Origin of the sequence: Streptomyces sp. NPDC019443 (genome assembly GCF_044389785.1) — a bacterium.
Lineage (GTDB): Bacteria > Actinomycetota > Actinomycetes > Streptomycetales > Streptomycetaceae > Streptomyces.
Genome location: NZ_JBIRYJ010000005.1, coordinates 183,768 through 196,750 on the forward strand (window position 1 = coordinate 183,768; position 12,983 = coordinate 196,750).

A 12,983-nucleotide genomic window follows, 5' to 3' on the forward strand; every position below is an offset into this window, starting at 1 on the left:
CTGAACACCTGAGCGGTTGCCCGAATCGGCTCAGCCGCGTACGCCGCACAGATGCAGCAGGGCCGCGACCCGGCGGTACGGATCCGTGCGCCCCGCCCGGTCCTCCGCGGCCAGCAGCCGCTCCAGCTCGTCGGCGGCGGGCAGTTCGGTGTCGTTCGGCACGTTGTCGGTGAAGACCCGCACCCCGTACCAGGCGTGCAGCGGCGCCGCGATCCCCGCCAGCGTCGCCGTCAGCGCGTCGAGCCGGTCCGCCCGCACCGCAAGCCCGAGCCGGTTGGTGTACGTGCCCGAGTCGAAGGCGGTCAGTGCCCCGGACCAGTCCCCGGCCAGCCCCGGCCGCATGGCCAGCGCGTCCCCGTTCCGTACGAGCAGGGAGAGCAGGCCCCCGGGCGCCAGCATCCTGGCCAGGCCCGCGAGCATCGCGTCCGGTTCCTGGACATACATCAGCACCCCGTGGCAGAGCACCACGTCGAAGCTGCCGGGCAGGAAGTGCACCCCGGTGTCCCGGCCGTCGCCCTCGATCAGCCGGACCCGTTCACGGATCCCGGCCGGCTCGGTGGTGAGCGACTCACGGGCCGCCCTCAGCATCTCGGCATCGGACTCCAGACCGGTCACCGTGTGCCCGGCCCGCGCCAGGCGCAGCGCCTGGGTGCCCTGGCCCATGCCGACGTCGAGGATCCGCAGCCGCTGCCCGACGGGGTAGCGGGCCGCTATCTGCTCATCGAGCTGACGGGCGACGAGCTCTTGGCGGACGGTGTTGCGCAGCGCCCCGAGCCCACCGAGCCAGCGGGCCGCAGCGCCCTCGAAACCGACCGTGCTCAGGGCCGCTCTCCGCGCTTGACCTGCGGCTTCGGCAGACGCAGTCGGCGCATCTGGAGCGTACGCATCAGGCCGTAGGCGACGGCGCCGCGCTTGGGCTCGTCCGGGAACCGCTCGTTCAGCTGCTTCTTCAGCCTGATCGACAGACCGACCGAGTCGACGATGATCAGGACGATCACGCCGAGCCAGAGCAGCAGAGCGATGTTCTGCAGGGAGCCCACCCGGACCATGCTCAGGACCAGGATCACCACCGCGAGCGGCAGGAAGAACTCCGCGATGCAGAAGCGCGAGTCGACGAAGTCGCGCACGAACCGGCGGACCGGTCCCTTGTCACGGGCCGGCAGATAGCGCTCGTCACCGCTGGCGAGTGCCTCCCGCTGCCTGGCCAGATCCGTGCGGCGGGCCTCCCGCTGGCGCTTCATCGCCTCCTTGCGGTCGGCCGGCGCGCTGGAGGCACGGCGGCGCTGGGTCTGGGCCTCACTCCGCTTGGGCGTGGGGCGGCCCTTCGGGGCCTCGGGGTCGCGGGGCTGCTTGGAGAGGTCCAGCGGCACCTTGTCGGTGGGGGACTTCTCTTCCTTGGAACGGCTACCAAACACAAAGCCCAAGGGTACGGGGTGGAACGCGTCGACCCAACGCCGGTGGGGAACGATCCCGCAACACCGAGCGTCTGTAGGGGACAGAAGCCCGGCGGAAGCCGGACAGAGCGGGCGTTGCCCAAGGTTTCCCTGACGGCCACCTACTCCTTGCGCCGGATCGGATCCCTGGGCACTCGTCCTTGGGGAGGAGCGCATCCGCGCTCGAACAGTGCGGTAATAGATGCAGGGCCCGTACTGTGGGTTCTGTTGGAGTGCTGAAGCTGAGTCCGTCAGAAGGGGGCGCGCGAAGCCCATGAGCGGTGTCATGAAGCGTATGGGGATGATCTTCCGCGCGAAGGCAAATAAGGCCCTTGACAGGGCCGAGGATCCGCGCGAGACCCTCGATTACTCGTACCAGAAGCAGCTGGAACTGCTGCAGAAGGTGCGCCGCGGAGTCGCCGATGTGGCGACCTCCCGTAAGCGGCTCGAGCTGCAGCTGAACCAGTTGCAGGGACAGTCGACCAAGCTGGAGGACCAGGGCCGCAAGGCACTGGCGCTGGGCCGCGAGGACCTGGCGCGCGAGGCGCTGTCCCGCCGTGCCGCGCTCCAGCAGCAGGTCACCGACCTGGAGACGCAGCACCAGACGCTGCAGGGCGAGGAGGAGAAGCTCACTCTCGCCGCCCAGCGGCTGCAGGCCAAGGTCGACGCCTTCCGTACGAAGAAGGAGACCATCAAGGCCACCTACACCGCCGCCCAGGCCCAGACCCGGATCGGCGAGGCATTCTCCGGAATCTCCGAGGAGATGGGCGACGTCGGCCTGGCGATCCAGCGGGCCGAGGACAAGACCGCCCAGCTGCAGGCCCGGGCCGGCGCGATCGACGAGCTGCTCGCCTCCGGCGCCCTGGACGACCCGTCCGGGATGGCCAAGGACGACATCGCCGCCGAGCTGGACCGCATCTCCGGTGGTACTGATGTAGAGCTGGAACTGCAGCGGATGAAGGCCGAGCTCGCGGGTGGCTCGACCTCGAAGCAGGCCATCGAAGGCGGCACGACCGACCAGCAGGACGCCGCTCCGCAGCAGAACACCCCGCACAAGTTCGACAAGCAGTAGGGACTCGTCATGATCGTACGGATCATGGGGGAGGGGCAGCTGAAGCTGGCGGACAGCCACTTCGGCGAGCTCAACAAGCTGGACGACGAGCTGCTGGCCGAGATGGAGAGCAGCGACGGCCCCGGCTTTCGGCAGACCCTCCACGCGCTCCTGGAGAAGGTCCGCGAGCTCGGCGAGCCGCTGCCGGACGACTCCCTGGAGCCGTCCGAGCTGATCCTCCCGGCTCCGGACGCGACTCTCGAGGACGTACGGCAGTTGCTCGGCGACGACGGCCTGATCCCTGGCTGACGCTTCCACTCCAACAGACAGCGGCGCCCCGCTCCGGCCGGTCCGGAACGGGGCGCCGCTGTGTGTCCGTCGCTCCCCGGGAAGTACGCCGCTACCCGGGAAGTACACGGCCGTCGCGACACGCCGTACCGTTGCTGGATGTGACCTTTACTGCCACCGGGTTCGCCCGCACCCAGCGCTGGCTCCGTGCGCATCCGCTGGCGTTCGACGGCGCGCTGGCCGTGGCGGTACTGCTCTGCATGCTCGTCGGCTCCTTCGCCGACCCGAACGGACCGCACGGGCCGCAGTTCGGGAGCCGTACCCCCGAACTGCGCAGTGTGGTGCTGATGGTCCTGGTCGCAGGCGCCCTCGTCTTCCGCCGGCGCAACCCGATGGCCGTGCTCGTGTTCACCACCACGGTCTCCGTCGTCGAGCTGGTCGCGGGCGATCCGGCCGCCCCGGTCGCGATGAGCGCCGTGATCGCGCTCTACACCGTCGCCTCCCGCACCGACCGGCCCACCACCTGGCGGGTCGGCCTGCTGACCATGGCCGTGCTGACCGGCGCCGCGGTGTTCTTCGGCTCGACCCCCTGGTACACGCAGGAGAATCTCGGCATCTTCGCCTGGACCGGCATGGCGGGGGCCGCGGGAGATGCCGTACGCAGCCGCCGTGACTTCGTCGACGCGATACGGGAGCGGGCCGAGCGCGCCGAGCGCACCCGAGAGGAGGAGGCCCGCCGCCGGGTCGCCGAGGAGCGGTTGCGGATCGCCCGCGACCTCCACGACGTCGTCGCGCACCACATCGCCCTGGTCAATGTGCAGGCGGGCGTCGCCGCCCATGTCATGGACAGACGTCCCGATCAGGCCAAGGAAGCCCTCGCGCATGTACGGGAGGCCAGCCGCTCCGCGCTGAACGAACTGCGTGCCACGGTGGGCCTGCTCCGCCAGTCCGGCGACCCGGAGGCCCCCACCGAACCGGCTCCCGGCCTCGATGTGCTCGACGAGCTGGTCATCACCTTCCGGCAGGCCGGTCTGCCGGTCGAAGTCGCCCGCGCCGACGACGGTGTCCGGCTGCCCGCCGCCGTCGACCTCGCCGCATACCGGATCATCCAGGAGGCGCTGACCAATGTGCAGAAGCACGCGGGCCCGGACGCGAAGGCCGAGGTGAGTGTGATCCGGGTCGGCCCGACCCTGGAGGTCACCGTGCTGGACAACGGCGCGGAGGCGGACGGGCCGAAGGACGGCGGCGGCCACGGTCTGCTCGGCATGCGCGAGCGCGTCACCGCACTCGGCGGCGCCCTCACGGCGGGGCCCCGCTACGGCGGCGGTTTCCGTGTACAGGCGATACTTCCCCTCAAGGCCCGTTCGGGGGAGGACAGATGACGATCAGGGTGCTGCTCGCCGACGACCAGACACTGCTGCGCAGCGCGTTCCGGGTGCTGGTGGACTCCGAGCACGACATGGAGGTGGTCGGGGAGGCCGCGGACGGCGCCGAAGCGGTCGCCCTCGCCCGCTCGGCCAAGGCCGATGTCGTCCTGATGGACATCCGGATGCCCGGTACGGACGGTCTCGCCGCGACCCGCATGATCAGCGCGGACCCGGAGCTCACCCAGGTACGCGTCGTCATGCTCACCACCTTCGAGGTGGACGAGTACGTGGTGCAGTCTCTGCGGGCCGGGGCCTCGGGCTTCCTCGGCAAGGGCGCCGAGCCGGAGGAGCTCCTCAACGCCATCCGTATCGCCGCGGCGGGCGAAGCGCTGCTCTCCCCGGTCGCGACCAAAGGCCTGATCGCCAAGTTCCTTGCGCAGGGCGGCACTTCGGACGACGGGCCGGAATCCCAGGCGTACTCCGAGCGGCTCGACGCGCTCACCGGGCGCGAGCGCGAAGTCCTCGTCCTGGTCGCCGGCGGCCACTCCAACGACGAGATCGCCGAGCGGCTCGAAGTCAGCCCGCTGACCGTCAAGACTCATGTGAACCGGGCGATGGCGAAACTTGGCGCCCGCGACCGCGCCCAACTCGTTGTCATTGCGTACGAATCGGGCCTGGTACGCCCAAGGGTGGAGTGAGCCGGCGGCTCGGCGTACTCCAGCTGCGGTATGCGCGAGATAAGGAACTGGACCTGCGGTCGAGGGGTGAGCCCCTTCGAATGGCTGATCGTATAAGCGGGGGGCCGTCGCCTGTGCCCGCCATACCCTCAACGTTCCTCCTGCCGCGAAAGCCACAGAAGAGAGACCCCATGTCCTGGCTGTCCAGATTCAGCCTGTCGCAACGGGCCTTGATCGGTCTGATGTCGATCGTCGCGATCGTTTTCGGAGCGATCGCCATCCCGCAGCTCAAGCAGCAGCTGCTGCCCTCCATCGAGCTCCCGATGGTGTCGGTGCTCGCCCCCTACCAGGGCGCGTCTCCCGATGTGGTCGAGAAGCAGGTCGTCGAACCGCTAGAGAGCACGCTCAAGGCCGTCGACGGAATCAAGAGCATCACCTCCACGGCGAGCGAGGGCAACGCCGTGATCATGGCCAGCTTCGAGTACGGGGACGGCACCAAGCAGCTCGTCGCCGACGTGCAGCAGGCCGTGAACCGGGCCCGCACCCAGCTCCCCGCAGATGTCGACCCGCAGGTCGTCGCCGGTTCGACGGACGACATCCCGACCGTCGTCCTCGCCGTCACCTCCGGCAAGGACCAGCAGGCACTCGCCGACCAGCTGGAGCGCACCGTCGTACCGGCGCTCGAGGACATCGACGGCGTCGGCCAGGTCTCCATCGACGGCGTCCAGGACTTGCAGGTCTCCGTCACCCCCGACGACAAGAAGCTCGCGGCGGCCGGCCTGAACACCATGGCGCTCGCAGAGGCGCTGAAGGCGGGCGGCGCGACCATGCCAGCCGGCTCCTTCGCCGAGGACGGCAAGAGCCGCACGGTCCAGGTCGGCGGCGGCTTCACCACGCTGAAGCAGATCGAGGACCTGCGGATCGCGCCGACGCCGCCCGCGGACGGCAAGCCCGTACGTCTCGGTGACGTCGCGACGGTCAAGCAGACGCCGTCGACCGCGGTCTCCCTGACGCGTACGAACGGCAAGCCCAGCCTCGCCGTCCTCGCCACCATGGACAACGACGGCAGCGCCGTCGCCATCTCCGACGCGGTCCGGGACAAGCTGCCCGGACTGCGCAAGGACCTGGGCTCCGGCGCCGAGCTGACCGTCGTCTCCGACCAGGGCCCGGCGGTCTCCAAGTCGATCTCCGGTCTGACCACCGAGGGCGCGCTCGGCCTGCTCTTCGCGGTGATCGTGATCCTGGTCTTCCTGGCCTCGCTCCGCTCCACCCTCGTCACCGCGGTCTCCATCCCGCTGTCGGTCGTCCTCGCGCTGATCGTGCTGTGGACCCGCGACCTGTCGCTCAACATGCTCACGCTGGGCGCCCTGACCATCGCGATCGGCCGGGTCGTCGACGACTCGATCGTGGTCCTGGAGAACATCAAGCGGCACCTCGGCTACGGCGAGGAGCGGCAGAGCGCGATCATCACCGCGGTGAAGGAGGTCGCGGGCGCGGTCACCTCGTCCACCCTGACCACGGTCGCCGTCTTCCTGCCCATCGGCCTGACCGGCGGCATGATCGGCGAGCTGTTCGGCTCTTTCTCGCTGACCGTCACGGCAGCCCTGCTGGCCTCGCTGCTGGTGTCGCTGACCGTGGTGCCGGTGCTGTCGTTCTGGTTCCTGCGCGCGCCGAAGGCCGTACGGGGGATCGACCCGGACGAGGCCCGGCGCAAGGCGGAGGAGAAGGAGGCGCGCAGCCCGCTGCAGCGGCTGTACGTCCCGGTGCTGCGCTTCGCGACCCGGCGCCGCCTGACCAGCGTCGCGCTCGCAATCGTCATCCTGGTCGGCACCTTCGGCATGGCCCCGCTGCTCAAGACCAACTTCTTCGACCAGGGCGAGCAGGAGGTCATGTCCGTCAAGCAGGAGCTGGCCCCCGGTACCAGCCTGGAGGCGGCCGACGCCTCCGCGCGGAAGGTCGAGAAGGTCCTCGACGGCCTCGACGAGATCAAGGACTACCAGGTCACCGTCGGCTCCTCCGGCTTCATGGCGGCCTTCGGCGGCGGTACGGGCGCGAACCAGGCGTCGTACCAGCTGACCCTGAAGGACGCGGCTTCGTACGAGAAGACCCGTGACCGCATCGACGAGGAGCTCGGCAAGCTCGACGGCATCGGCGACACGACGATCGCGGCGGGCGACGGCTTCGGCAGCCAGGACCTGAGCGTCGTGGTGAAGGCGTCAGACGCGGACACGCTGAAGAAGGCGTCGGAGGCGGTACGGGCCGAGGTGGCGAAGCTCGACGACGTCACCGACGTACAGAGCGACCTGGCGCAGAGCATCCCGCGGATCTCGGTCAAGGCGAACGCGAAGGCGGCGGACGCGGGCTTCAACGAGACGACGCTGGGTCTGGCCGTGGGCCAGGCAGTGCGCGGCACCCCGTCGGGCAAGGCGATCCTGGACGACACCGAGCGCGATGTCGTGATCACCTCTGCGAAGCCGGCGCGGACGCTGGCGGAGCTGCGGGCGCTGCCCCTGGGCCCGGTGAAGCTCGGCGACATCGCGGACGTGAAGCTGGCGCCGGGACCGGTCTCGATGACACGGATCGACGGCTCGCGGGCCGCGACGATCTCGGCGAAGCCGACGGGCGACAACACGGGCGCGGTCAGCGCGTCGCTGCAGAGCAAGCTGAACTCCCTCGACCTGCCGGAGGGTGCGACGGCCTCCATCGGCGGCGTCTCGGAGGACCAGGACGAGGCGTTCGCCTCGCTGGGGCTCGCGATGCTGGCGGCGATCGCGATCGTCTTCATGCTGCTGGTGGCGACGTTCCGCTCGCTGATCCAGCCGCTGATCCTGCTGGTCTCGATCCCGTTCGCCGCGACCGGCGCGCTGGGGCTGCTGATCGCCACCGGCACCCCGATGGGTGTCCCGGCGATGATCGGCATGCTGATGCTCATCGGCATCGTGGTCACCAATGCGATCGTGCTGATCGACCTGATCAACCAGTACCGCTCGCAGGGCCTGGGTGTGGTGGAAGCGGTCATCGAGGGCGGCCGCCACCGGCTGCGCCCGATCCTGATGACGGCGCTCGCGACGATCTTCGCGCTGCTCCCGATGGCACTGGGCATCACGGGTGAGGGCGGTTTCATCGCCAAGCCGCTGGCGGTGGTGGTGATCGGCGGCCTGATCACCTCGACGCTGCTGACGCTGCTGCTGGTGCCGACGCTGTACGCGATGGTGGAGCTGCGGAAGGAGCGGCGCGCGAAGAAGAGGGCGGCGAAGCGCCTGAAGAAGTCGGGAGGTGAGCCCACCGCGACCCTGAAGGACGCGGAGGAGCCGGCCCCGGCCAACGCATAACGCTTTACCCGACGCCACCCGGCCCGGACCCCTTCGGGGGCCCGGGCCGGGTGGCGTCGGGCCTCCGGGCAGGCGCCCGTGCTCAGCCCAAGGGCTTGTGCAGCACGATGCACGGGCGGCCGTGCTCGGCGTCCTTGCGGCGGGCCAGCTCCTGCCAGCCCTGGGACGTCCAGAAGCGCGGCGCCGGCTCGTGGTTCTCCAGAACCGCGAGGCGCAGCCCCTCGCGGCCCTCGTTGTGGAAGCGCTGTTCCGTCATGTCGGCCAGCGCGTGGCCGATGCCCTTGCGGTGCAGTTCGCCGTGGATCATCAGCATGCCGATCCAGGGCAGGCCGTCCACCGGATGGCGGTCGAGCAGGGACAGGATCCCGTTGAGCCGGCCCTGTGGATCCCGGGCGAGCAGGATCTCGGCGCCCTCCCTGCCGGCCTCCTTGCGGAGGTCCGCCTCCACCCGGTCGGCGCGGATGTTCCCGGGGTCGTACTCACCCGCGGCCCGCCAGTACTCCGGATTACTCGCGTACAGGTCCACCACCTCGGCGATCTCCCGAGGGGAGAACCGCAGGGGGAAAGAAAGAACGTGGACATGCGGGCCAGGGTATACAGACGCCACGATGGGCTTGCCGGCCTGCCGCACCCGCAAGGAGCTCCGCATGGCGACGTATGTGCTCATCCCCGGTGCCGACGGTCGCGCCTGGTACTGGCACCGGGTCGTGCCGATGCTGCGCGAACGGGGACACGATGTCATCGCCGTCGACCTGCCGAGCGACAACACCGCCGGCCTCGCCGAGCACGTCGACGCCGTCATCGGCGCGATCGGTGACAAGGCCGCCGCACCCGGCCCCGTCCTCGTTGCCCAGTCCCTCGCCGGCTTCATCGCCCCCTTGGTCTGCGAGCGCACGCCCGTCCAGCAGCTGATCCTCGTCAACCCCATGATCCCGGTCCCCGGCGAGACCGCGGGGGAGTGGTGGGACAACACGGGCCGGGCCGAGGCCGCCAGGGCCTTCGCGGCCGAAGAGGGGCGCGACCCCAACGCCGGATTCGACCTGGTCGTCGACTTCTTCCACGACGTACCGCAGGACGTCACCGACGAGGCGATGTCCGCCGAGGCGTCCGGCCCCTCGGAAGCCCTGTTCACCGAGCCGTGGCCCCTCCAGACCTGGCCGGACGTCCCCACCCGCTTGCTGCTGGCACGCGACGACCGGTTCTTCCCGCTCGCGTTCCAGCGGCGTATCGCCGCGGAGCGCCTGGAAGGCGTCCCTGTCGAGGACCTGCCCGGCGGGCACCTCGTCGCACTGAGCCATCCGGTCGAGCTGGCCGACCTGATCTGCCGCACCGAGGCCTCGTCCTAGCTGGGGAGGCCTCGTCTCGTAGGGCCCGAAGCGATACAAAGGGGCGCCCCGGTCGACACGACCGGGGCGCCCCCCATCCCCCTCGGTGGTACGTCCTACGGCAGCGCCAGCATCCGCTCCAGCGCCAGCTTCGCGAAGCTCTCCGTCTCCTTGTCGACCTGGATCCGGTTCACCAGATTGCCCTCCGCCAGCGACTCCAGCGCCCACACCAGGTGCGGCAGGTCGATGCGGTTCATCGTCGAGCAGAAGCAGACCGTCTTGTCGAGGAAGACGACCTCCTTGTCGGGGTGCGCGTTCGCGACCCGGCGGACCAGGTTGAGCTCGGTGCCGATCGCCCACTTGGAGCCGGCCGGGGCCGCCTGAAGCGTCTTGATGATGTACTCCGTCGACCCGACGTAGTCCGCGGCGCTCACGACCTCGTGCTTGCACTCCGGGTGCACCAGGACGTTCACGCCCTCAATCCGCTCCCGCACATCGTTGACCGAGTCCAGCGAGAAGCGACCGTGCACCGAGCAGTGCCCGCGCCACAGGATCATCTTGGCGTTCCGCAGCTGCTCGACGGTCAGTCCGCCATTCGGCTTGTGCGGGTTGTAGAGGACGCAGTCGTCGAGCGACATGCCCATGTCCCGTACGGCGGTGTTCCGCCCGAGGTGCTGGTCCGGCAGGAACAGTACCTTCTCGCCCTGCTCGAAGGCCCAGTCCAGCGCGCGCTTCGCGTTCGACGAGGTGCAGATCGTCCCGCCGTGCTTGCCGGTGAAGGCCTTGATGTCCGCGGAGGAGTTCATGTACGAAACGGGCACGACCTGCTCGGCTATGCCGGCCTCGGTCAGCACGTCCCAGCACTCCGCGACCTGCTCGGCCGTCGCCATGTCGGCCATCGAGCAGCCGGCGGCCAAGTCGGGCAGCACGACTTTCTGGTCGTCGGAGGTCAGGATGTCCGCAGACTCGGCCATGAAGTGCACACCGCAGAAGACGATGTACTCGGCCTCCGGCCGCGCCGCGGCGTCCTTGGCCAGCTTGAAGGAGTCCCCGGTGACGTCGGCGAACTGGATGACCTCGTCGCGCTGGTAGTGGTGGCCGAGGACGAAGACCTTGTCCCCGAGCTTCTCCTTGGCTGCGCGAGCGCGCTCCACCAGGTCCGGGTCGGACGGGGACGGCAGGTCGCCGGGGCACTCGACACCGCGCTCGCTCCTGGGGTCGGCTTCGCGGCCGAGCAGCAGCAGGGCGAGCGGCGTCGGCTGGACGTCGAGCTCCGGGCGGGCTTGGGCGGTGGTCACGACACGCACCCTTTCTTTTCTGCAGACAGACCTTCTCGTCTATTTGACGCTATCTATCATAACCCCTTCACGTCACTTTGACGATGGCGATAGCGTCGATGTGACGCACCCCCCGTCCACAGGTCAGTGCCCCTTCCCGATCCGGTGTGCGAGCATGAAGGGGAAAGACTAGGGCTCGACCCGGAATGAATCCGGGGCCCCGCCGGTTGCAATCGTCGGCAAGCAGTCTCCGTACAACCCGGGAGAGAAGCAGATGTCCGTATCGGACGAGACCACCACCGTGAGCGACGGCATCCTCCTGTCCGACGCCGCCGCGGCCAAGGTCAAGGCCCTGCTGGACCAGGAAGGCCGGGACGACCTGGCGCTGCGCGTCGCCGTTCAGCCCGGCGGCTGCTCGGGCCTGCGTTACCAGCTGTTCTTCGACGAGCGTTCGCTCGACGGCGATGTCGTCAAGGACTTCGGAGGCGTCAAGGTCGTCACCGACCGGATGAGCGCCCCGTACCTCGGTGGCGCGTCCATCGACTTCGTGGACACGATCGAGAAGCAGGGCTTCACGATCGACAACCCGAATGCGACCGGGTCCTGCGCCTGCGGCGACTCCTTCAGCTAAAGCTGCGTACGCACGAAGGCGGCGGCCCCTGGAAATCAGGACCGCCGCCTCCGGCATGCCCAGGCGCTACTTCAGCGGGACGGCCTCACCCGTCGCTGCGTCCACGACCTTCCGGTCGCCCAGCGGCTTGTCCAGGGTCACCTTCTCCGTCAGCTCCTTGGCGATCATGATGCAGACGCGCTTCGGATCCGGGTTCGACTCGGTGATCGTCACCTTCACCTGACTGCCGCTCTCGCTCGCCTTCGCCGCGTAGTCGCTGCACACCCCGCCCCAGAACGTCAGGCTCAGCGTCCGCCCGTCCCGCCCGTCCACGCTGTACGACAGGACGCGCCGGTCGGACGGCGCCGCGGGATCCTGCGGCGGCTCGGTCGGCTTGATGTCCTTCTGCGGCGTGGCCTCCTTCAGATACTTCGGGTCCACCGCGGGCTGCGTGACCGTGAACGGCTGGGCGCCGCCATTGGGCTTCACCTCGAACAGCCACGACGGTACGAGCGCCTGCTGCCCGTCCACGAACTGAGCGGCCAGCCCGAAAACCGCCTTGCTGACAGTCAGCCGCTCGGGGCCGGCCGGCTTGCCCTTGGGCTCGCACGGCGCCTCGGGCTTCTGCTCGCCCTCCAGCGGCACCGGCGTGGCGCAGCCGCCGATCCCGATCGTGCCGCTGTCCCGGCCGGCTTTGTTCAGCTGCTTCAGTGCCTCCTGTGCGGAGAGCACCGGATACTCGTCGCTCTTCACGGGCTTCTTCAACTGCCCGCTGCCGCCGACCACTTGACCGTCCGCGCCGACCTGGATCCCGGTCGACCAGCCGTACGTCGGCAGCCCGCCGACAACCGGGTCGGCGTTCACCACCCGTACCGCGCCCATCAGTTGGCGGGCGTCCAGCTCGGCGTCGCTCTGGCCGAGTGCGTTCAGTACGGGGGCCGCGGCCTTCTTCGCGGCCGCCTCGCTCACCGGCGCGGTGCGGGCCGCGCTCTCGCCCGTCGTCGCCCTGTCGGCACGGGACGGACAGACATCGACCTTCTTGCAGTTGTCACCGCTCGGCGAAGTCCCGAACCTGGCGAACGTCCAGGTGCCCGGCGCCTGCTTGTTGACCTGCAGCAGCGGGCCCGAGCCGTCCTTGTCCGCCCCGATCTTCCAGTCCGGGCCGGCCGGCCGCGGTGTGCCGGGCACCCCGAGCGCCTTCGCCAGCGCCGTCACCTCGGCCGCGGTGACAGCACCCTTCGTACGGTGGACGGACGCCTTGTCGGGACCGTCCGGCAGCTTGCCCTCGGCCCGGTAGACGACCCCGCCACCCGAGGGGTCGGGCTCACCGGGTGCGATGCCGGGGCTGCCGGTTGAGGTGTCCAGGGAAAGCAGCGGCGGCTTCGCGTCGCGCTGCGCGCCGCTCTTGGCGTCCGCGCTGCCGTCTCTGCCGCCGAAGCCGGATGTGGCGAAGTACGCACCGCCGCCACCCGCGACCAGCACCGCCGCCGCCACCGAGGCGACGGCGAGCGGGGAACGCCGGCGGCGGGGGCTGTCGTGCGTGTTCTCCGTGCTGCTCACCGCATCGCTCCTTGTCTCGTGTCCCCGTTGTACGGGGACACGGATGGGACGGAGCGGGGGAGC

The 12,983-nt window shown here is 69.7% G+C and carries 12 protein-coding genes; 7 read left to right on the forward strand and 5 right to left on the reverse strand.

Translation table 11 applies throughout. The features are described 5' to 3' along the window. Window positions 1-30: 30 nt before the first annotated feature. A complete protein-coding gene (locus ACH492_RS18160; protein WP_398988362.1) occupies window positions 31-765 on the reverse strand; it encodes a class I SAM-dependent methyltransferase in 735 nt (244 codons plus the stop codon). 53 nt (window positions 766-818) lie between these two features. Next, window positions 819-1,415, reverse strand: coding sequence for a DUF3043 domain-containing protein (locus tag ACH492_RS18165; RefSeq protein WP_398987670.1), 597 nt, complete (start codon window positions 1,413-1,415; stop codon window positions 819-821). A gap of 304 nt (window positions 1,416-1,719) precedes the next feature. Here ACH492_RS18165 and ACH492_RS18170 point away from each other — a divergent pair, with 304 nt between their 5' ends. The 5 genes from ACH492_RS18170 (at window position 1,720) to ACH492_RS18190 (ending at window position 8,148) form a co-directional block, all read left to right on the forward strand. Further along, on the forward strand, window positions 1,720-2,505 hold the full coding sequence (locus ACH492_RS18170; protein WP_398987671.1) for a PspA/IM30 family protein: 786 nt from the start codon (window positions 1,720-1,722) through the stop codon (window positions 2,503-2,505). A 9-nt stretch (window positions 2,506-2,514) separates the two neighbouring features. After that, entirely contained in the window at window positions 2,515-2,793 is a 279-nt protein-coding gene (locus ACH492_RS18175) for a hypothetical protein (RefSeq protein ID WP_398987673.1), read from the forward strand. 131 nt (window positions 2,794-2,924) lie between these two features. After that, a complete protein-coding gene (locus ACH492_RS18180) occupies window positions 2,925-4,154 on the forward strand; it encodes a sensor histidine kinase (RefSeq protein WP_398987675.1) in 1,230 nt (409 codons plus the stop codon). Continuing rightward, complete coding sequence (locus ACH492_RS18185) at window positions 4,151-4,837, forward strand: response regulator (RefSeq protein ID WP_398987677.1); 687 nt, start codon at window positions 4,151-4,153, stop codon at window positions 4,835-4,837. Before ACH492_RS18180 ends, ACH492_RS18185 begins: the two co-directional genes overlap by 4 nt. Window positions 4,838-5,007: 170 nt before the next feature. Continuing rightward, window positions 5,008-8,148, forward strand: coding sequence for an efflux RND transporter permease subunit (locus ACH492_RS18190; protein ID WP_398987679.1), 3,141 nt, complete (start codon window positions 5,008-5,010; stop codon window positions 8,146-8,148). 82 nt (window positions 8,149-8,230) lie between these two features. Here ACH492_RS18190 and ACH492_RS18195 read toward each other — a convergent pair whose 3' ends face one another. Beyond that, entirely contained in the window at window positions 8,231-8,797 is a 567-nt protein-coding gene (locus tag ACH492_RS18195) for a GNAT family N-acetyltransferase (protein WP_398987681.1), read from the reverse strand. Here ACH492_RS18195 and ACH492_RS18200 point away from each other — a divergent pair. Next, on the forward strand, window positions 8,796-9,494 hold the full coding sequence (locus ACH492_RS18200; RefSeq protein WP_398987683.1) for an alpha/beta fold hydrolase: 699 nt from the start codon (window positions 8,796-8,798) through the stop codon (window positions 9,492-9,494). The two genes, ACH492_RS18195 and ACH492_RS18200, sit on opposite strands and share 2 nt — an antisense overlap. Window positions 9,495-9,589: 95 nt before the next feature. Here ACH492_RS18200 and nadA read toward each other — a convergent pair whose 3' ends face one another. Continuing rightward, entirely contained in the window at window positions 9,590-10,780 is a 1,191-nt protein-coding gene (nadA, locus tag ACH492_RS18205) for a quinolinate synthase NadA (protein ID WP_398987685.1), read from the reverse strand. A gap of 244 nt (window positions 10,781-11,024) precedes the next feature. Here nadA and ACH492_RS18210 point away from each other — a divergent pair, with 244 nt between their 5' ends. Next, entirely contained in the window at window positions 11,025-11,381 is a 357-nt protein-coding gene (locus ACH492_RS18210; RefSeq protein ID WP_030745999.1) for an iron-sulfur cluster assembly accessory protein, read from the forward strand. A gap of 66 nt (window positions 11,382-11,447) precedes the next feature. Here ACH492_RS18210 and ACH492_RS18215 read toward each other — a convergent pair whose 3' ends face one another. Then, window positions 11,448-12,920 carry a hypothetical protein gene (locus tag ACH492_RS18215; protein ID WP_398987687.1) on the reverse strand — a complete coding sequence of 491 codons (1,473 nt, stop codon included), beginning with the start codon at window positions 12,918-12,920 and terminating at the stop codon, window positions 11,448-11,450. Between the last annotated feature and the right edge of the window lie 63 nt (window positions 12,921-12,983).

What these genes read in the sequence shown, in the direction of transcription:
- ACH492_RS18190 (WP_398987679.1), top strand. Translation starts at nt 5,008, where the DNA reads ATGTCCTGGCTGTCCAGATTCAGCCTGTCGCAACGGGCCTTGATCGGT.
- ACH492_RS18195 (WP_398987681.1), bottom strand. Translation starts at nt 8,797, where the DNA reads ATGCGGAGCTCCTTGCGGGTGCGGCAGGCCGGCAAGCCCATCGTGGCG.
- ACH492_RS18175 (WP_398987673.1), top strand. Translation starts at nt 2,515, where the DNA reads ATGATCGTACGGATCATGGGGGAGGGGCAGCTGAAGCTGGCGGACAGC.
- ACH492_RS18200 (WP_398987683.1), top strand. Translation starts at nt 8,796, where the DNA reads ATGGCGACGTATGTGCTCATCCCCGGTGCCGACGGTCGCGCCTGGTAC.
- ACH492_RS18185 (WP_398987677.1), top strand. Translation starts at nt 4,151, where the DNA reads ATGACGATCAGGGTGCTGCTCGCCGACGACCAGACACTGCTGCGCAGC.
- ACH492_RS18170 (WP_398987671.1), top strand. Translation starts at nt 1,720, where the DNA reads ATGAAGCGTATGGGGATGATCTTCCGCGCGAAGGCAAATAAGGCCCTT.
- ACH492_RS18210 (WP_030745999.1), top strand. Translation starts at nt 11,025, where the DNA reads ATGTCCGTATCGGACGAGACCACCACCGTGAGCGACGGCATCCTCCTG.